The 19,476-nt window shown below is 68.0% G+C and carries 16 protein-coding genes; 13 read left to right on the top strand and 3 right to left on the bottom strand.

Translation table 11 applies throughout. The features are described 5' to 3' along the window. Positions 1–3: 3 nt before the first annotated feature. From apaG to E3C22_RS17940, 4 genes are all read left to right on the top strand, one after another. Positions 4–396 carry a Co2+/Mg2+ efflux protein ApaG gene (gene apaG / locus E3C22_RS17955; RefSeq protein ID WP_134759330.1) on the top strand — a complete coding sequence of 131 codons (393 nt, stop codon included), beginning with the start codon at positions 4–6 and terminating at the stop codon, positions 394–396. 102 nt (positions 397–498) lie between these two features. Further along, positions 499–1,293: a chorismate mutase gene (gene pheA / locus E3C22_RS17950; RefSeq protein WP_134759328.1), complete on the top strand. Its 795-nt coding sequence runs from the start codon at positions 499–501 to the stop codon at positions 1,291–1,293. A gap of 37 nt (positions 1,294–1,330) precedes the next feature. Beyond that, positions 1,331–2,428, top strand: coding sequence for a histidinol-phosphate transaminase (hisC, locus tag E3C22_RS17945; RefSeq protein WP_134759326.1), 1,098 nt, complete (start codon positions 1,331–1,333; stop codon positions 2,426–2,428). Then, entirely contained in the window at positions 2,425–3,378 is a 954-nt protein-coding gene (locus E3C22_RS17940; protein WP_134759324.1) for a prephenate/arogenate dehydrogenase family protein, read from the top strand. Before hisC ends, E3C22_RS17940 begins: the two co-directional genes overlap by 4 nt. 79 nt (positions 3,379–3,457) lie before the next feature. Here the strand turns inward: E3C22_RS17940 and E3C22_RS17935 are convergent, their stop codons facing one another. Beyond that, positions 3,458–4,066, bottom strand: coding sequence for a TetR/AcrR family transcriptional regulator (locus tag E3C22_RS17935; RefSeq protein ID WP_342635610.1), 609 nt, complete (start codon positions 4,064–4,066; stop codon positions 3,458–3,460). A gap of 227 nt (positions 4,067–4,293) precedes the next feature. Between E3C22_RS17935 and E3C22_RS17930 the strand changes: the two genes are divergently transcribed. The 6 genes from E3C22_RS17930 (at position 4,294) to E3C22_RS17905 (ending at position 13,152) form a co-directional block, all read left to right on the top strand. After that, a complete protein-coding gene (locus E3C22_RS17930) occupies positions 4,294–4,791 on the top strand; it encodes a (2Fe-2S)-binding protein (protein ID WP_134759320.1) in 498 nt (165 codons plus the stop codon). Next, positions 4,788–5,846 (top strand): FAD binding domain-containing protein, encoded by a 1,059-nt coding sequence (locus E3C22_RS17925; protein ID WP_134759318.1) that lies wholly within the window; start codon positions 4,788–4,790, stop codon positions 5,844–5,846. The genes E3C22_RS17930 and E3C22_RS17925 overlap by 4 nt, the downstream gene beginning before the upstream one ends. Next, entirely contained in the window at positions 5,839–8,121 is a 2,283-nt protein-coding gene (locus tag E3C22_RS17920) for a xanthine dehydrogenase family protein molybdopterin-binding subunit (protein ID WP_134759316.1), read from the top strand. The genes E3C22_RS17925 and E3C22_RS17920 overlap by 8 nt, the downstream gene beginning before the upstream one ends. A 4-nt stretch (positions 8,122–8,125) precedes the next feature. Next, a complete protein-coding gene (locus E3C22_RS17915) occupies positions 8,126–10,393 on the top strand; it encodes a xanthine dehydrogenase family protein molybdopterin-binding subunit (RefSeq protein WP_134759314.1) in 2,268 nt (755 codons plus the stop codon). Positions 10,394–10,660: 267 nt separating this feature from the next. Further along, positions 10,661–12,178, top strand: coding sequence for an acyl--CoA ligase (locus tag E3C22_RS17910; protein ID WP_245514696.1), 1,518 nt, complete (start codon positions 10,661–10,663; stop codon positions 12,176–12,178). Then, positions 12,175–13,152 (top strand): 2-dehydropantoate 2-reductase, encoded by a 978-nt coding sequence (locus E3C22_RS17905; protein ID WP_134759310.1) that lies wholly within the window; start codon positions 12,175–12,177, stop codon positions 13,150–13,152. The genes E3C22_RS17910 and E3C22_RS17905 overlap by 4 nt, the downstream gene beginning before the upstream one ends. A 2-nt stretch (positions 13,153–13,154) precedes the next feature. On the opposite strand, the gene E3C22_RS17900 is transcribed toward E3C22_RS17905, so the two are convergent. Continuing rightward, on the bottom strand, positions 13,155–14,669 hold the full coding sequence (locus tag E3C22_RS17900) for an NAD(P)H-hydrate dehydratase (protein ID WP_167591583.1): 1,515 nt from the start codon (positions 14,667–14,669) through the stop codon (positions 13,155–13,157). A gap of 291 nt (positions 14,670–14,960) precedes the next feature. Here E3C22_RS17900 and E3C22_RS17895 point away from each other — a divergent pair, with 291 nt between their 5' ends. The 3 genes from E3C22_RS17895 to parE all read left to right on the top strand — a co-directional run bounded on the left by E3C22_RS17895 (position 14,961) and on the right by parE (position 19,188). Next, positions 14,961–15,299: a P-II family nitrogen regulator gene (locus E3C22_RS17895; RefSeq protein WP_134759306.1), complete on the top strand. Its 339-nt coding sequence runs from the start codon at positions 14,961–14,963 to the stop codon at positions 15,297–15,299. A gap of 155 nt (positions 15,300–15,454) precedes the next feature. Continuing rightward, positions 15,455–16,864 carry a type I glutamate--ammonia ligase gene (gene glnA, locus E3C22_RS17890; protein WP_134759304.1) on the top strand — a complete coding sequence of 470 codons (1,410 nt, stop codon included), beginning with the start codon at positions 15,455–15,457 and terminating at the stop codon, positions 16,862–16,864. Between the two features lie 299 nt (positions 16,865–17,163). After that, the gene (gene parE, locus E3C22_RS17885) at positions 17,164–19,188 is read left to right on the top strand and encodes a DNA topoisomerase IV subunit B (protein WP_134759302.1); all 2,025 of its coding nucleotides are present in this window, start codon (positions 17,164–17,166) and stop codon (positions 19,186–19,188) included. A gap of 41 nt (positions 19,189–19,229) precedes the next feature. On the opposite strand, the gene E3C22_RS17880 is transcribed toward parE, so the two are convergent. After that, positions 19,230–19,469, bottom strand: coding sequence for a hypothetical protein (locus E3C22_RS17880; RefSeq protein WP_134759300.1), 240 nt, complete (start codon positions 19,467–19,469; stop codon positions 19,230–19,232). Positions 19,470–19,476 lie beyond the last annotated feature (7 nt).

Raw genomic sequence — 19,476 nt, 5'->3', positions numbered from 1 at the left:
GTGATGTACCAGGCGACGACACGGCAGATCGTCGTGACCGTGAAGCCGGCCTATCTGGAGGAGCAGTCCGATCCCCCGGGCGGCCGCTGGGTCTGGGCCTATCAGGTCGAGATCGAGAATGCCGGCGACGTCGCCGTGCAGCTGCAGTCGCGCTACTGGCAGATCACCGACGCGGCCGGTCACGTGGAGGAGGTCCGCGGACCCGGCGTCGTCGGCGAACAGCCGGTGATCCTGCCGGGCGACAGCTTCTCCTACACTTCCGGATGCCCGCTGCCGACCCCATCCGGCATCATGCGCGGCAGCTACCACATGCGCAACGACATCGGCGAAACCTTCGAGGTGGAGATCCCTGCCTTCTCGCTCGATCTGCCCGGCGACCACCGCACCCTCAACTGACCCTGCAGCCCTTCTTTCAGAGTATCCGCGATGGTCCTCCCGGCTTTGCCAAGCGCCATGCGAGGGTCTAGAAGCGTCCCGCAACAATGGCCGGAGGGGGCAATGAACGAGCCTCGAAAGTCCGATCCGTCGCGGCTTGTGGAGCTGCGGGCGAAGATCGACGCGATCGACGAGTCGGTGCACCGCCTGCTGATGCAGCGCGCCGTGGTGATCGACGAGCTGATCGCGGTGAAGGGGACGGCGAGAAACGGCGCGGCCTTCCGTCCGGGCCGTGAGGCCGACATGATGCATCGCCTTGCCGAGCGCCATTCCGGCCATCTGCCGCTGACGGCGATCGAGCATCTGTGGCGGGAGATCATCTCGACCTTCACCGCGCTGCAGGCGCCGTTCGGCGTCTTCGCCTCCGGTGACCCGGCCGCGATCATCGACACGGCGCGGTTCTATTTCGGCTTCACCGTGCCGCTGACCCTGCTCGATTCCGCGGCGGCGGTGATCGAGGCGATCGAGACCGGCGGCGACGACCGGCTCGGCGTCGTCGCCATCGAGGGCGACGGTGGGGCTTGGTGGGAACGGCTCTCCAATGCTCATGTCGTCGCACGGCTGCCTTTCTACGCGATCGACGCTCGCCCCGCGGCAACGCCGAGCCTCGTCATCGCGCCGCCGCTGTCGGACCCGGTGCCGCCGGAAATCGCCTGCTATGCGGTCGCCGGCGCCAATCCCCTGCCTGCGCCGGGCGACGGCATCGACGTCCTCGCCTCCGTCAGCTCCGCCACCGGCGCCAGCGCCCTTGTCGCAGCGCCGCTTGCCGAGGAAGAAGTCTCCGCCCGCCTCGGCGGCGGCCTCGACATCCGCCGGATTGGCGGCTATGCGGCTCCCTTGGCGTTCCCGGCCGCCTGAGCGTGCCGGCCAGGCTCTCAATCAAGGTTCTTCGACGATGAAACCCGTGCCCAAGAACGGCGTGCTCGATATCGAGATCTACGTCCCCGGCAAGAGCCGCGCACCGGACGGGATCAAGCTCTACAAGCTGTCGTCCAACGAAACGCCGCTCGGGCCTCCGCCTGCGGCTCTGGAGGCGGCGAGCCGGACGCTGTTCGACCTCGCCTCCTATCCGGACGGCCAGGCGAACGACCTGAAGGCGGCGATCGCCGAGGTGCACGGCCTCAACACGGCGAACATCCTCTGCGGCAACGGCTCTGATGAACTCCTCGGGCTGCTTTGCCAGTGCTATCTCGCGCCGGGCGACGAGGCGATCCACACCGAGCACGGCTTCCTCGTCTACGAGATCCAGATCAAGGCCGCCGGCGCGACGCCAGTGGTCGCGCCCGAGACGGACCGCACCGCCGACGTCGACGCCATCCTCGCGCGCGTCACCGAGAAGACGAAGCTGGTCTTCCTCGCCAATCCGAACAATCCGACCGGCACCTATCTTCCCTTCGACGAGATCCGGCGGCTGCAGGCGGGGCTGCCGGGCAACGTCATCCTCGTCCTCGACGCGGCCTATGCCGAGTATGTCCGGCGCAACGACTACGGCGCCGGCATCGAGCTCGTCTCCTCGGCCGAAAACGTCGTGATGACCCGCACTTTCTCGAAGATCTACGGTCTCGCCGGGCTGAGGATCGGCTGGCTGTTCGGCCCCGAGGCGATCGTCCAGGCGATCGACCGGGTGCGCGGTCCGTTCAACCTCAACGCCGCGGCGATCGCCGCGGGCGCCGCGGCGATCCGTGACCGCGCCTTCGTCGAGGAAGCGGCGAGCTTCAACGCCGAATGGCTCGAATGGACGACACGCGAGATCGAGGCCCTCGGGCTGACGGTGACGCCGAGCGTCTGCAACTTCATTCTCATCCACTTCCCGGACGAGCCCGGCAAGGGCGCCGCCGAGGCGGACGCCTATCTCACGGCCCGCGGCTACATCCTGCGGCGCGTCGCCGGCTACGGCTTCCCGAACGGGCTGCGGATGTCGATCGGATCGGAAGAGGCCAATCGCGGCGTCGTCGCGGCACTTGCCGAGTTTCTGAAGAGCCCGTCCCCATGACGGAACCGCTCTTCGACCGCGTCGCCCTGATCGGCATCGGCCTGATCGGCTCCTCCCTCGCCCTCAACATCAGGGCGAACGGTCTTGCCCGGCATATCGCCGTCACCACCCGGCGGCGCGAGACGCTGGAAAAGGCCGAGGCGCTCGGGCTCGGCGACAGCTATCATCTGGAAGCGACGGAGGCCGTCGCCGATGCCGACTTCGTCATCCTCTGCGTGCCGGTCGGCGTCTGCGGAGCGATCACGAGCGAGATCGCGCCACATCTGAAAAAGGGCGCGATCGTCTCCGACGTCGGCTCGGTGAAGGGCGCGGTGATCGACCAGATGCGCCCGCACCTGCCGGAAGGGGTGGATTTCGTGCCGGCCCATCCGCTCGCCGGCACCGAACAGTCCGGCCCGGAATCCGGCTTTCTCGAACTCTTCCGCAACCGCTGGTGCATCCTGACGCCGCCCGAGGGCACTGACCCTGCGGCCATCGAAAAGGTCGAAGCGTTCTGGCGGGGCTGCGGCTCGAATGTCGAGACGATGACCGCCGAGCACCATGATCTGGTCCTCGCCATCGTCTCCCACGTCCCGCATCTCATCGCCTACAACATCGTCGGGACCGCCGCTGACCTCGAGACGGTGACCCAGTCGGAAGTGGTGAAGTTCTCTGCCTCTGGCTTTCGCGACTTCACCCGCATCGCCGCCTCCGATCCGACCATGTGGCGCGACGTGTTCCTCACCAACCGCGACGCGGTGCTGGAGATGCTCGCGCGCTTCTCGGAGGATCTCGCCTCGCTGCAGCGAGCAATCCGCTGGGGCGACGGCGACACGCTGTTCGATCTCTTCACCCGCACCCGGGCGATCCGGCGCAACGTCATCGAGGCCGGACAGGACACCGCCAAGCCGAATTTCGGCCGCGAGCCGGGAAACGGCGAAGCGGCGCCCGGCGAGTCCACCGGCAGCTGAACTGGGTTATGGACCGGTAGGACATAGTCATCGCCGGCCACGCGTCCGGCGGCCTGCGACGCTGCGGCGGTCGTCCGCCTCAGCCTCTCGCGCTTTCCCGCCGCAGCGCCATGGCCGGCGCCTCGGGTACCAGCAGCCCGTCGAGAAAGACGTCCGCAAGCCGGGTGACCGCTCCCTCCCAACGATCCTCGCGGCGGGCGAGGCACATGCCGATCACCGTCTGCAGGATGTCGTCGGCGGAGACGTCGGGGCGCAGCCGGCCGCTCGCCACTGCCGGCTCGTGCAGCCGCTGCATGGCCGCAGAAAGCGTCGTGAAGGAATAGACCGCGATGTCGCAGGAACCGTCGATGGCGATGGCGAGAGCCGCGACCATGCCCTTCTTCGTCGCGACCATGCCGACCATCCCATGCAGGAAGCGGCGCAGCGCCGCAACCGGATCGTCATCCTCGGCGAGTTCGCGTGACAAATCGTCGAGCTGGTCTATCTCGCGGCGATAGACCGCCTCGAACAGCGCCTCACGAGTGGGAAAGTGCCGGTAGAGCGTTCCGATGCCGACGCCGGCAGTGCGAGCCACGGCTTCCAGCGTTCCCTGGCCGCCGGTCTCGCGAAACACCGCGGCCGCCGCGGCGAGCAGCTTCTCACGGTTTCGTAACGAATCGGCGCGGGGGCGGCGGATTGCCGTAGTCAATTCTCTCTCCATCTCGGAAATTATAATCCTTCCACTCTTGAAAGCGGAGGAGCCCTCCGTATAAATATGGCGGGCAGGCGGTCCCCTCCGTATCCCATCGTCTTCCTCAATCAGCTCCGGATCGCAAGGAAAACCCTCGCACCTCGCCTGGACACCCTGTCCCGAAGGATACGCGACGGCTGGACGATCGCCTGTTCCGACATTCCCATTCCTCGAAAGGTAACCCGATGAACCTTTCCCTGACACTCACGATCAACGGGGAGCGACGCGAAATCGTTCTCGACGATCCTCGCGTGACGCTGCTCGACCTTCTGCGCGAGCGTCTGCACCTCACCGGCGCCAAGAAGGGCTGCGACCGCGGCCAGTGCGGCGCCTGCACGATCCTCGTCGACGGCGAGCGGATCAATTCCTGTCTCGCTCTGGCGATCAGCTACGACGGCGCGGCGATCACCACCATCGAGGGCCTCGCCGAGGGCGACAAGCTGCATCCGGTGCAGCAGGCCTTCATCGAGCATGACGGCTTCCAATGCGGCTTCTGCACGCCGGGCCAGATCATGAGCGCCGTCGGTCTGATCGCCGAGGGCCAGGCCTGCGACGATCCGGAGCGGGTGCGCGAGGCGATGAGCGGCAACATCTGCCGCTGCGGCGCCTACAAGGGCATCACCGAGGCGGTGATCGACGCGAGCGGCAAGCTTTCGGCCGGCAAGGAAAGGGACGCGGCATGAACCTCTTCGAATATGTTCGCCCGGCCTCCGTCGCCGAGGCCATCGCCGCCGCCGGCGAGCCGAACTCGGCCTATCTCGGCGCCGGCACCAACCTCCTCGACCTGATGAAGGGCGGCGCCCTCACCCCGGCCCGGCTCGTCGACCTCACCCACCTGCCTGATCTCGGCAGCATCGAGACCCTGCCGGACGGATCGACGCGGATCGGTGCCCTGGTGAAGAACGCCGCCCTCGCCCATGACACCGACTTCGCGAAGCGGTTTCCGGTGGTGGCCGAGGCGCTCCTTTCGGGTGCCTCTGCGCAGCTGCGCAACGCCGCGACGGTGGGCGGCAACCTGATGCAGCGCACCCGCTGCCCGTACTTCACCGACACCGCCAGCGCCTGCAACAAGCGCCAGCCCGGCTCCGGCTGCGACGCGATCGGCGGCGAGAACCGCTCCCACGCCGTTCTCGGCTGGAGCGAAAACTGCATCGCCGTCCACCCGTCGGATTTCTGCGTGGCGCTGACGGCGCTCGGCGCGATCGTCGAGATCGAGGGAACGACCGGCCGGCGCGAGGTGCCGATCACCGAGTTCTTCCTCCTGCCCGGCGACACGCCCGAGAAGGAGACGGTGCTTGAGGCCGGCGAGATGATCGTCGCCGTCAGACTGCCTGCGGAAGCGGCCAAGCTCGCCGCCAACCAGCGCTATCTGAAGGTCCGCGAGCGCACCTCCTATGCCTTCGCCCTCGCCTCGGCGGCAGCGGCGTTGACGATCGAGAACGGTGCCATCACCGAAGCGCGGCTCGCCCTCGGCGGCGTCGCACCGAAGCCCTGGCGGGCGAGCGAGGCGGAAGCCGCCCTCGTCGGCAAGGCGCCGGGCAAGGAGGCCTTTGCGGCTGCCGCCGAAGCGGCCTTCGCCGAGGCGAAGCCCTCCGGCGACAACGCCTACAAGATCGAGCTCGGCAAGCGCGTCGTCGCCCGCGTTCTGGCGATGGCCGCGGCCGGCACCCCGGAGCGCATGCCGGCGCTTCCCGCCTCGGCCTTCGCCCCCCTTCCGGAAGGTGTCGTCAATGTCTGATATCGCCTCGCTCCCGACGGGATCGCGGCAGCGCCAGGGATCGAACATCGGCCAGCCGATGACCCGGCGCGACGGGATCCTGAAAGTCACCGGCAGCGCCACCTATGCGGCCGACAACAACCCCGAGGGCCTCATGCATGCGGTGCTCGCCACGGCGACGATCGCCCGCGGCAAGGTCACCCGCCTCGACGTCGAGGCTGCGCGGGCGCATCCCGGCGTCGTCGAGGTGATGACGCCGGAGAACCGGCCGCCTCTCGCCACCGACCCGGACGAGAAGACCAATCCCTTCGCCTTCCGGCTCGATGCCCTGCAGAACGACGGCGTGCGCTATGCCGGGCAGCCGATCGCGGTGGTCGTCGCAAAGACGCTCGAGGCCGCCGTCGAGGGCGCGGCGCTCTTGCGGCCGAGCTACGAAACCGAGGCGGCGCGCGTCGATCTCGAAGGCGAGAGCTTCGTTGCCGAGATCGTCGGGCCCGGTGCGCCGGGCCGCGCCGCAAGCGGCGACTTCGACGCGGCTTTCGCCAGCGCGGCGAAGCACATCGAGGCGACCTACGACACCCCGCCGCAATATCACAACGCCATGGAACCGCATTCCATCGTCGTGCGATGGGAAGGCGACAGCCTGTCGATCGACATGCCGACCCAAGGTCTTGCCATGGCGGTCGGCCGCACGGCGGAGCTCTTCGGCATCTCGCCCGAGAAGATCCACATCCGCAGCCCGTTCCTCGGCGGTGGCTTCGGCTCCAAGGGCCTCGCGGCGGGACCGCAGGTGCTCGGCATCCTTGCGGCGAAGCTCGTCGGCGCGCCGGTCAAGCTCGTCCTCACCCGCCAGCAGATGTACGGCCCGGTCGGTCATCGTGGTCAGACGCGGCAGACGGTGAAGCTCGGCATGGGCGAGGACGGCCGGCTTGCCGCCATCGAGCATCACACGCTCACCTCGACGAGCCGCTTCGACGACTTTCTCGAGCCGGCCTCCAATGTCACCCATTCGCTCTATGCGGCGCCCGCCATCCGCACCACCCACGCCGGTTCGCGCATCGACATCGGCACGCCGATGTTCATGCGGGCGCCGGGCGAGGCGCCAGGCTCGGCGGCGCTTGAGAGCGCCATCGACGAGGCGGCCTTTGCAGCGGGAATGGACCCGCTGGACTTCCGGCTCCTCAACTATGCCGAGGTCGAGCCGATCTCCGGCAAGCCCTTCTCCTCGAAAGCTTTGCGCGAATGCTACGAGCGGGGCGCCGCGCGGTTCGGCTGGTCGAAGCGCCCCCAAGCCCCGCGCTCGATGCGCGACGGCGAAGGCCGGCTCCTCGGCTGGGGTGTCGGCACCGCCACCTTCCCGGCGATCATGTTCCAGGCCGAGGCCCGGGCGGTGATCCGGGCCGATGGCAGCGGGCTGATGGAGATCGGCGCCCATGACATGGGCCAGGGTGCCTGGACGGCGCTGCACCAGATCGCCGCCGACGGCCTGGGCCTGTCGATGGACGAGGTCGAGTTCCGTTCCGGCTCGTCCGACCTGCCGAATGCCGGCATCGCCGGCGGCTCCGGCCACACGGCGACGGCGGGCACGGCGCTGCATGGCGCCGGCGAGGACGTCATCGCCAGGCTCACCGAACTCGCCGTGAATGACGAGGCGTCGCCGCTCTATGGCGCCGGCAATGTCGGTGTCGTCGCCAGGAACGGCCGGCTGGTTCGCCAGGACGACGAGAGCCGCGGCGAGCCCTATGCCGCCATCCTGAAGCGGGCCGGCCTTGCCGAGATCGAGGGCCGCGGCCAGAGCGCCGCCGACCCGGCCGCGCAGGAGCGCTACGCCATGGACGCCCATGGCGCGGTCTTCGCCGAGGTGGCGGTCGATCCGAATCTCGGCCAGATCCGGGTGACGCGGCTCGTCGGCGCCTTTGCCGCCGGCCGGGTCATCAATCCGCGGATGGTCGAGAGCCAGTATTACGGCGGGATGATCTGGGGTCTCTCCTTCGCCCTCCACGAGGAAGCGGTGCACGACAAGCGCACCGGCCGGATTATGAATGCCAACCTCGCCGAATACAGGGTGCCGGTGAATGCCGACGTCCCGTCTCTCGAGGCAATCCTCGTCCATGAGGACGACCCCCACGTCAACGCGCTCGGGGTCAAGGGCGTCGGCGAGATCGGCATCACCGGCACGGTCGGCGCCATCGCCAATGCTATCTGGCACGCGACGGGCGTCCGCGTCCGGCGCTTTCCGATCGGGCTCGCCGATCTTCTCGGCGGCACGCCCGACGTCTCCGACAAAGGAGTCTAGCGTCATGTCTGATGCGATCCCCATGCCGGGCGGGCGCAACCGCTTCGGCTCCAACAGCGGCCAGCCTTTGACCCGCCGCGACGGCGTCCTGAAGGTGACGGGCGCCGCCACCTTCGCCGCCGACAACCATCCCGACCGGCTGCTCCACGCCGTGACCGCCGGCGCCACCGTCTCGCGCGGCCGGGTGACCTTCCTCGACGTTGAGGCTGCGAAGGCGCATCCCGGCGTCGTTGCGGTGATCACGCCGGAAAATCGGCCGCCGCTGGCGATGGATCCGGACGAGAAGCCGACGCGTTTCTCCTTCCGCACCGAGGTGCTGCAGGACGACACGGTCCGCTATGCCGGCCAGCCGATCGCCCTCGTCGTCGCCGAGACGCTGGAGGCGGCCACCGAGGGAGCGCGGCTGCTCTCGCCGCGCTACGAGGAGGAACCGGCTCGGCACGGCTTCGACGCCGTCGACACCTACGAGCCCGAGGCCGTCGGCGTCGGCGCCCCTGCGAAGGTCGGCAAGGGCGACGTCGAGGCGGGGCTTGCAGCCGCCACCCGGCGGGTCGAGGTCCGCTACGAGACGCCGGGGCAGTATCACAACGCGATGGAGCCCCATGCCATCGTCGCCGAATGGGATGGCGACCGCGTCACCCTCGACACGCCGAACCAGGCGCTCGTGATGTCGACCGGCGCCTTCGCCGCATGGTTCGGCATCCCGGCCGAGAACGTCACGATCCGCAGCCCCTTCCTCGGCGGCGGCTTCGGGTCGAAGGCGATCATCTTCGGCGGCCAGGTCCTCGCCATCCTCGCTGCCAGAATGCTTCAGCGGCCGGTCAAGCTCGCCCTCAGGCGGGACCAGATGTACGGCCCGGTCGGCCATCGCGGCGCGACGCGGCAGGAGATGCGGCTCGGCATCGACGACGAGGGACGGCTCACCGCCCTCGATCACCTGACGACGTCGGCGACGTCGAGCTTCGAGGAGTTCCTCGAGCCGGCCTCCAACGCCTCGCTGAACACCTATGCGACGCCGGCGCTGCTGGCGCGGCACAAGGCGGTGCGGTGGGACATCGGCACGCCGGGTCCGATGCGCGCGCCGGGCGAAGCCTCCGGCTCGGCGGTGCTCGAATCGGCGATGGACGAGGCGGCCTTCGCCGCCGGGCTCGATCCGCTGGAGTTCCGGCTGCGCAACTATGCCGAGACCGATCCGGCCTCCGGCAAGCGGTTCTCCGCCAAGGCGCTGCGCGAATGCTACGCCGACGGTGCCAAGCGCTTCGGCTGGGCCGGCAGGCCGCTCGCGCCGGGGCAGATGCGCGACGAGACCGGGCGTCTCGTCGGCTGGGGCATGGGGACGGCGCTGTTTCATGCGCCGATGTTCCAGGCCGAGGCGAAAGCCACCCTGCGGGCCGACGGCACCGCGCTGGTCGAGACCGCCGGCGCCGACATGGGCCAGGGTGCCTGGACGGCGCTGCACCAGATCGCGGCGGACGGCCTCGGCCTCGCCATCTCGATGGTCGAGTTCCACTCCGGCCATTCGGGGCTGCCCGACGGTGGCATCGCCGGCGGCTCGGGCCACACCGCGACGGCAGGCAGCGCGCTGCACGCCGCCGGGACCGATGCGATCGCCAAGCTCTCCGAACTCGCGGTGGGCGACGAGCGCTCGCCGCTCTTCGGCGCCGGCAATGTCGGTGTCGAGGCGCGCGACGGCAGGCTCTACCGCGCCGACGATCCGGAACGGTCGGAAAGCTATGCCGAGATCCTCGCGCGAGCCGGCCTCTCGGAGATCGGCGGCGCCGGCCAGGGCGCCCGCGATCCGGCGAGCGCCGAGGAACGGGCGATGTTCTCCCACGGCGCGGTGTTCGCCGAGGTGAAGGTCGATCCCGATCTCGGCCAGATCAAGGTCAGCCGGCTGGTCGGCGCCTTCGCGGCTGGCCGCATCATCAACCCGAGGCTGGCATCGAGCCAGCTCTATGGCGGGATGATCTGGGGCCTCGGCTTCGCCCTCGAGGAACAGGCGGTCCACGACCGGCGGTCGGGGCGGATCATGAATGCCAACATCGCCGAGTACCATGTGCCGGTGAATGCCGACGTGCCGGAGATGGACGTGATCCTCGTCCCCGAGGACGATCCATACGTCAATCCGCTCGGCATCAAGGGTGTCGGCGAGATCGGCATCACCGGCACCGTCGGGGCCATCGCCAATGCCGTCTGGCACGCCACCGGAATTCGCGCCCGCCGCTTTCCGATCGGGATCGCCGACATGCTGACGCGGCCGCAGGCCGCCTGATCGACCCGATCGCTCCTCGCCGGCGACCCGATCGGTCATCCTCGGTGACCCGATCGCTCATCCGGGGCGACCCGATCGCAGACGTTCGAACCCGCCGGTGGCCACCATCGGCGGGTTTGTCCTATCCGGCATGACATCGACAACGCCCGGGCCTCGCGATAAGAGCGCAAGGACCGACTGGATTGACGTAGCGGACCGTCGGCTCCCGCCTATTTTCATGCGCGTGGGTCCGCGGCGGGCGCCTGGCCGACGATGAGGGAAAGATTGATGCTCGATTTGCTTGGCGCGGGACGACCGGACAATCCGGCGATCGGAGCACCGGATCGGCCCGCCCTCACCTATCGGGATCTTTCCGCCCTCGTCGACAAGACCGTCGCGGCGCTGAACGGCTTCGGCATCGGTCGGGGCGACAGGGTGGCGATCGTGCTGCCCAACGGCCCTGAAATGGCCGCGGCCTTCGTCTCGATCGCCGCCGGCGCCGTCGCGGCGCCGCTCAACCCGGCCTACCGGGCCGAGGAGATGGAATTCTACCTGACGGACCTCAGGGCCAAGGCGATCGTCCTCGATGAGGCCGGACACGAGGCGGCCGAGGGTATCGCGGCGAAGCTCGGCATCCCGGTGCTGCGGCTTTCCGTCGATGCCGTCGCCCCCGCCGGTGCCTTTTCGCTGAGCGGCGAGGCGCGCGGGACGGCAGCGCGGCCGGGACTTTCCGCGGAAAATGAGGAAGCGCTCGTCCTCCACACATCCGGCACCACCTCACGGCCGAAGATCGTGCCCCTCACCCTCGGCAATCTCAAGGCCTCGGCGCGTCACATCCGCACCTCGCTGGAGCTGACGCCCGAAGACCGCTGCCTCAACATCATGCCGCTTTTCCACATCCACGGGCTGATCGCGGCGGTGCTGTCTTCGCTTTCGGCCGGCGCCTCGGTCATCTGCACCCCGGGCTTCAACGGCCTGAAGGTCTATCACTGGATGGATGACGCCGCCCCCAGCTGGTACACGGCGGTGCCGACGATGCATCAGGCGATCCTCGCCAGGGCGCCGCGCAACAAGGACAGCGTCGCGCGGGCGAAGCTGCGCTTCATCCGCTCCTCCTCCTCGTCGCTGCCGCCGCAGGTGATGACCCAGCTGGAGGAGACCTTCGACTGCCCGGTGATCGAGGCCTACGGCATGACCGAGGCGGCGCACCAGATGACCTGCAACCTTCTGCCCCCCGGAGCCCGCAAGGCCGGCAGCGTCGGCCCTTCCGCCGGCCCCGAGGTGGCGATCCTTTCCGATGACGGCGAGATCCTGCCGACCGGCGCCATCGGCGAGGTCTGCATCCGCGGCCCCAATGTCACCGCCGGCTACGAGAACAACGAGGCGGCCACCGCCGAGGCCTTCGCCCATGGCTGGTTCCATACCGGCGACCAGGGCCGGCTCGACGAGGACGGTTTCCTGTTCCTGACCGGTCGGCTGAAGGAGATCATCAATCGTGGCGGCGAGAAGATCTCGCCCCGCGAGGTCGACGAGGTGCTGATGGACCATCCGGCCGTGCAGCAGGTGGTCTGTTTCGCCATGCCCCACGACAAGCTCGGCGAGGACGTCGCCGCGGCGGTCGTGCTTCGCGACGGCATGCAGGCGAACGAGCGGGAGCTCCGCGATTTCGCGGCGGAGCATCTCGCCGATTTCAAGGTGCCGCGGCGTCTCGTCTTTCTCGACGAGATCCCGAAGGGCGCGACCGGCAAGCTGCAGCGGATCGGCCTCGCCGAGAAGCTGGGCCTCGGCAAGGAGGGGGGAGCATGAAGATCTGCATCTATGGCGCCGGCGCGATCGGTGGACTGATCGGGGCGCGGCTTGCCGAACGCACCGATGCCGAGGTCAGCCTCGTCGCCCGCGGGCCGCATCTTGCGGCCATGCAGGAGAAGGGCCTGACCCTGCGCACCGCGGAGGGCGAATTCACCGTCAAGGTCCGCGCCACCGACGACCCGGCGACGCTCGGCCCGCAGGACTACGTACTGATCGCGCTGAAGGCCCACTCGGTGCCGGCGATCCTGCCGGGGCTCAAGCCGCTGCTCGGCGAGGAGACCGCGGTCGTCACCGCCCAGAACGGCCTGCCCTGGTGGTATTTCTACAAGAGCGGCGGCGAGCATGAGGGCCGGCGCATCGAAGCCGTCGATCCCGGCGGCGCGATCTGGGACACGATCGGCCCCGAGCGCGCCATCGGCTGCGTCGTCCATCCGGCCGCCGACATCGAGGCGCCCGGCGTGATCCGTCACACCGAGGGCGAGCGGCTGCCGCTCGGCGAGCCTTCCGGCGAGAAGACCGAACGCTCGCAGGCGCTGTCGCGGCTCCTGGTCGCCGGCGGCTTCCGCGCGCCGGTGCGGCCGCATATCCGCTCGGAGATCTGGGTGAAGCTCTGGGGCAACGTCTCCTTCAACCCGATCTCGGCGCTGACCGGCGCGACGCTGGCGGCGATCTGCGGCCATGACGGCACCCGCGCCGTCGCCCGGGAGATGATGGAGGAGGCCGAAGCGATCGCCGAGGCCCTCGGCATCCGCTTCCCGATCGACGTCGACAAGCGCATCGCAGGCGCCGCCGAGATCGGCGAGCACAAGACGTCGATGCTGCAGGATCTCGAACTCGGCCGGCCGATGGAGATCGACGCGCTCGTCGCCTCGGTGCAGGAGCTCGGCCGGCTGACCGGCATTGCGACCCCGACGATCGACACGGTGCTCGGCCTCGTGCGGCTGAGGGCCGAGACGCCGCTCGCCCGCTGAGGTTACGGACCGGTGGCCTCCAACCCGGCGAAGACCTTCGGCAGCATGCCCGGGAGATCCTCGGCGATCAGGCCGGCCCCGAAGGCCTCGGCCGCTTTGCCATGCATCCAGACGGCGGCCGCCGCCGCCTCGAAGCTGGGCGTCCCCTGAGCGAGCTGTGCCGCGACGATGCCCGACAGGACGTCGCCGGAACCGGCGGTGGCAAGCCACGGCGTGCCGGTGGCATTGATCGCGGCGCGGCCGTCCGGCGCCGCGATCACCGTGTCGCGTCCCTTCAACACCACGACGGCACAGGCGCGCTCCGCGGCCAGCCGGGCCTGGTCGAGCTTCGAGAGACCCTCGGCCGAGGCGATATCGGGAAACAGCCGCTTGAATTCGCCTGAATGGGGGGTCAGCACCAGCGCCGGCTCGCTATCTCCGCGCGCTTCCGATGCCGCCCTCGCAGCGGCGAACAGCGCCTCGGGATCGTCCTTGAACGAGGAGATCCCGTCGGCGTCGAGCACCAGCCGCCCCCCGGCCGCGAGCACCGCCTCGGCATAGGCACGGGCTGTCTCGCCGGCGCCGAAACCCGGCCCGAGGACGAAGGCGTTCAGCCGAGTGTCGCCGAGATGGGATGCGAGTTCGTCCGTATCCTCGCAACGCTTCAGCATGACCGCGGTCAGATGGGCGGCATTGACCAGCACCGCACCGGCCGGAGAAAACATCGTCACCAGCCCGGCGCCCGCCCGCAGCGCCGCCGTCGCCGCCAGCCGCGCGGCGCCCGTGCGGCTCGCCGGCCCGGAGAACACGACGGCATGGCCGCGGTCGTATTTGTGGCCGGCGTCGCTTGGCACAGCGAGACGATGGCGCCAGAGCGCCGGCCGGTTCTCGAAGCATTTGGGCGCGATCGTCTCCAGTGCCGTCGACAGGACTCCGATGTCGCTGACGGCGACAGCGCCGCAGTGGGACCGACCGGGTTCGAGGAGATGGCCGGGCTTCCGACGGAAGAACGTCACCGTCGCCTCCGCTTCGACCGCCGTGCCGAGCACCGCGCCGCTCGCCCCGGAGATGCCGGACGGCAGGTCGATCGCGACGACCGGCGTTGCCGCCGCGTTGAGCCGCTCGACCAGTTCCGCAACTTCGCCCTCGAGCGGCCGGGCAAGCCCTGCCCCGAAGAGCCCGTCGATGACGAGGTCGAAGCTCTGAGCATCGAACGCCGCGAGGGGCTCGGCCGGTCCGTCATAGGCCGCCGCCGCATTCGCCGCGTCGCCCTGCAGCTTCTCGGGAGGAACCAGATGGAACAGCCGCACCTCGCGCCCGGCGCGCAGCAGGATCGCGGCTGCGGCATAGGCATCGCCGCCATTGTTGCCCGGCCCGGCGAGGCAGGCGACGCGTTCGGCGCCAGGATAACGCGCGAGGACGGTTTCGGCGATCGCCTCGGCCGCCCGCTCCATCAGAACGATGCCCGGCGTCCCCGCAGCGATCGTCAGCCGGTCTGCCTCACCCATTTCGGCGAGGGTGAGTAGCGCAGCATCCATTGCCTGATTTTGCGCCATTCTAACTGCCGACTTCTTCATCTTTGTGCCTATCAATTATGCAATCTAACGCGATCGGCCATCCGGCGCCGATGGATCGACGAGCCTGGCCGGCGGCCTCGGGAAAAAAATCTCGGTCCTTGGCGCCGTAGCGTCATCGCTCCATTGCCGGCTTGCGGAATCAAGCTATTTCCGTTTGGCCTGCACAGCCGGCCTGTTGGCATGACACCTGCATCGTCGGCGCCGACGGGCAGAAGGCCCGGTGCAACGATAAAGATTGAAAAAGGGCAGTCGATGAAAAAGGTCGAGGCGATCATCAAGCCGTTCAAGCTGGATGAGGTGAAAGAGGCGCTTCAGGAAGTCGGCCTCCAGGGCATCACCGTGACCGAGGCAAAGGGATTCGGCCGCCAGAAGGGACATACCGAGCTCTATCGCGGCGCCGAATATGTCGTCGACTTCCTCCCCAAGGTGAAGGTCGAGATCGTTCTCTCGGACGAGACGGTCGAGGCGGCGGTCGAGGCCATCCGCAAGGCGGCGCAGACCGGCCGCATAGGCGACGGCAAGATCTTCGTCTCGCCGATCGAGGAGGCCATCCGCATCCGCACCGGCGAATCCGGCACCGACGCGATCTGACGGATTTCTGCCCATCAAGCCCTGTGGATCAAGGACATCGCAGAATGCCGTCCGCAGCCGGCTGAACCGAGGATGGATCGGCGCGCCGATTTCAGGTAGCCAAGCGCCGATCCGGCACACGATCGGACAAAACACACGCAACGGGAAGGACGGCCATGACGAGTGCCAACGAGATTCTGAAGCAGATCAAGGACAACGACATCAAGTTCGTCGACCTGCGCTTCACCGATCCAAAGGGCAAGATGCAGCATGTGACGATGGATGCCTCCATCGTCGATGAAGACATGTTCTCGGAAGGCTCGATGTTCGACGGTTCGTCGATCCAGGGCTGGAAGGCCATCAACGAGTCCGACATGGTGCTGATGCCGGATCCCGAGACCGCCTATATGGATCCGTTCTTCGCCCAGGCGACGATGGCGGTGACCTGCGACATCCTCGATCCGATCTCCGGCGAAGGCTACAACCGCGACCCGCGCTCGACCGCCCGCAAGGCCGAGGCCTATCTTTCCCAGTCGGGCATCGGCGACAGCTGCTATTTCGGCCCCGAGGCCGAGTTCTTCGTCTTCGACGACGTTCGCTACAAGGCCGACCCGTACAACACCGGTTTCAAGCTCGATTCGACCGAGCTGCCGTCCAACGACGACACCGAATACGAGACCGGCAATCTCGGCCACCGGCCGCGCACCAAGGGCGGCTACTTCCCCGTCCCGCCGGTCGACAGCTGCCAGGACATGCGCTCGGAGATGCTGACGGTAATGGCCGAGATGGGCGTCTCGGTCGAGAAGCATCACCACGAGGTGGCGGCCGCCCAGCACGAGCTCGGCATCAAGTTCGACACCCTCACCCGCAACGCCGACAAGATGCAGATCTACAAATACGTGATCCATCAGGTGGCGAACGCCTACGGTAAGACGGCAACCTTCATGCCGAAGCCGGTCTATGGTGACAACGGCTCGGGCATGCACGTCCACCAGTCGATCTGGAAGGGCGACAAGCCTGCTTTCGCGGGCAACGAATATGCCGGACTGTCGGAGAGCGCGCTGTTCTACATCGGCGGCATCATCAAGCACGCCAAGGCGATCAACGCCTTCACCAATCCCTCGACCAACTCCTACAAGCGCCTGGTCCCGGGCTTCGAGGCTCCGGTGCTGCTCGCCTATTCAGCCCGCAACCGCTCGGCCTCCTGCCGCATCCCCTTCGGCCAGTCGCCGAAGTCGAAGCGCGTCGAGGTCCGCTTCCCCGATCCGACGGCAAACCCCTATCTCGCCTTCGCCGCCATGCTGATGGCCGGCCTCGACGGCATCAAGAACAAGATCCATCCGGGCGCCGCCATGGACAAGGATCTCTACGACCTGCCGGCCGAGGAGCTGAAGGAGATCCCGACCGTCTGCCGCTCGCTGCGCGAAGCCATGGAGAGCCTCGACGCCGACCGCGACTTCCTGAAGGCCGGCGGCGTCTTCGACGACGACCAGATCGACGCCTTCATCGACCTGAAGATGGCCGAGGTGCTGCGCTACGAAATGACGCCGCATCCGATCGAGTTCGACATGTACTACTCGGTCTGATCGAGAGATCTGCCATCGGCGGAATGAGACGAAGGGCGCCCGGCAACGGGCGCCCTTTTCATGTCCGCCACCGTCGGTGCCGGGATACGGGCCGGACGCCCTCGCGTCGGGGCATAGGGCGCCCGCTCCGAAAATCCTTCGCAGCCGCCGATTTTTCCGTGGAAAACGCCGCAAGCGGCCGCGAAACCGGCAATCCGCCCAACCCGCACCTTGAAGAACATTTCGTGAAAGTGTAGGCAGGGCCCTATGATTGCGGCGCAGCATGACACTTCCTGGATCGAGCGAGGAAATCCCGGCCGATGAGCGACGACCTGTTCTCGGGCAACGCCGCTCGCAAGCCCTCTCCGCCAAAGCCGGCGGCGCCCCGCCGCCAGCCGGCCCAGGAATTCGTCCCCGGCGCCGACTATACCGCCGCTGACATCGAGGTGCTGGAAGGGCTGGAGCCCGTCCGGCGACGGCCCGGCATGTATATCGGCGGCACCGACGAGAAGGCCGTCCATCACCTCTTTGCCGAGGTGATCGACAACTCGATGGACGAGGCGACGGCCGGCCACGCCAATTTCATCGAGGTCTCGCTCGAGGCCGACGGCTCGCTCGCAGTCTCCGACAACGGCCGCGGCATTCCGATCGACCCGCATCCGAAATACAAGGACCGCTCCGCCCTCGAAGTGATCATGACGACGCTGCATGCCGGCGGCAAGTTCGACTCCAAGGTCTACGAGACCTCTGGCGGCCTCCACGGCGTCGGCGTCTCCGTGGTGAACGCCTTGTCGGAGCAGCTCGAGGTCGAGGTCGCCCGCAACCGCAAGCTCTACCGCCAGACCTATGCGCGGGGTCTCGCCACCTCGCGGCTTGAGGAGGTCGGCGAGGTCCACAACCGGCGCGGCACCAAAGTGCGCTTCCGCCCCGACCCGGAGATTTTCGGCACCAATTGCCGCTTCCGTCCCGAGCGGCTGATGGCGATGGCCCGTTCGAAGGCCTATCTCTTCGGCGGCGTCGAGATCCGCTGGGCCTGCGATCCCTCGCTGATCGGCGCCGATTCCGGCGTGCCGACCCGCGAGACCTTCCACTTCCCCGGCGGCCTCAAGGACTATCTCGACACGACGCTCGGCACCGAGCACCGCGTGACCTCGCAGATCTTTGCCGGCCGCACCGAGAAGATCTCCGGCCACGGCGCCGTCGAATGGGCGGTGAGCTGGACCGCCGACGACGGCTTCGTCCGTTCCTACTGCAACACCATCCCGACGCCGGAGGGCGGCACCCACGAGGCCGGGCTGCGCTCGGTCTTGCTCCGCGGCCTCAAGGCTTTCGCGGAAGTCTCCGGTAACAAGCGCGCCGCTATCATCACCGGCGACGACATCATGCAGACCGCCTCGGCGATGTTGTCGGTTTTCATCCGCGAGCCGGAATTCGTCGGCCAGACCAAGGACCGTCTCGCCACCGCCGAGGCACAGCGCATCGTCGAGCAGTCGATGCGCGACAGTTTCGACATCTGGCTTGCCTCTTCGCCGCAGGACGCCGCGCGTCTGATCGACTGGGTGGTCGAGCGCGCCGACGAGCGGCTGCGCCGCCGCCAGGAAAAGGAGGTCAGCCGCAAGTCGGCGACCCGCAAGCTCCGGCTTCCCGGCAAGCTGGCAGACTGCTCGCAGACCGGCTCTGCCGGCGCGGAGATCTTCATCGTCGAGGGCGACTCCGCCGGCGGCTCGGCCAAGCAGGCCCGCGACCGCAAGGTCCAGGCCATCCTGCCGCTCAGAGGCAAGATCCTCAATGTCGCGAGCGCCGGACGGGACAAGCTCGGCGCCAACCAGCAGCTCGCCGACCTGACTTTGGCACTCGGCTGCGGCACCCGTTCGAAATACCGGCAGGAGGATCTGCGCTACGAGCGTGTGATCATCATGACCGACGCCGATGTCGACGGTGCCCACATCGCCTCGCTGCTGATCACCTTCTTCTATCGCGAGATGCCGGAGCTGATCCGCGGCGGCCATCTCTTCCTCGCCGTGCCGCCGCTCTACAAGCTGTCCGGCGGCGGCAAGACCTTCTATGCCCGTGACGATCGGCACCGCGAGGAGATCACCCAGCGCGAGTTCAAGGGTCGCAAGGTCGAGGTCGGGCGCTTCAAGGGCCTCGGCGAGATGCTCCCTGCCCAATTGAAGGAAACGACGATGGACCCGAAGAAGCGCACGCTTCTGCGCGTCATCGTCGACGAGACGCCGGAAGCCGGCACCTCGGGCGCCGTCGACGCGCTGATGGGCAACAAGCCGGAATCGCGCTTCCGCTTCATCCAGGAGCGCGCCGCTTTTGTCTCCGACCTTGACATCTGAGGATCGGCAGGGTCCGTCGATCGTCGTCCGGAGGGCCTTCGTTAGAGCGTCGCCTTGAAAGCCCTGAAATCCGCGACGACGGAGTGCCACGCGCCGCTGGCCACCTCGTCGATGACCACACACAACGTATCGCGTATTCGTGGCGTAGCTTCCAAATCCTTGCGTTTCACATGCCGGCAAAAAATCGGCACGACGTCGAGCATCGTCTCCCACTCAAAGTGAAAAGCCGGCCCGGAAAAACCCGGGCCGGCTTTGTCTGCCGCGCGGACTGTCACCGCCACGCGGATT

The organism is Jiella endophytica (assembly GCF_004519335.1).
Taxonomy (GTDB): domain Bacteria; phylum Pseudomonadota; class Alphaproteobacteria; order Rhizobiales; family Rhizobiaceae; genus Jiella; species Jiella endophytica.
This window is presented reverse-complemented; position numbering and strand designations above follow the sequence as displayed.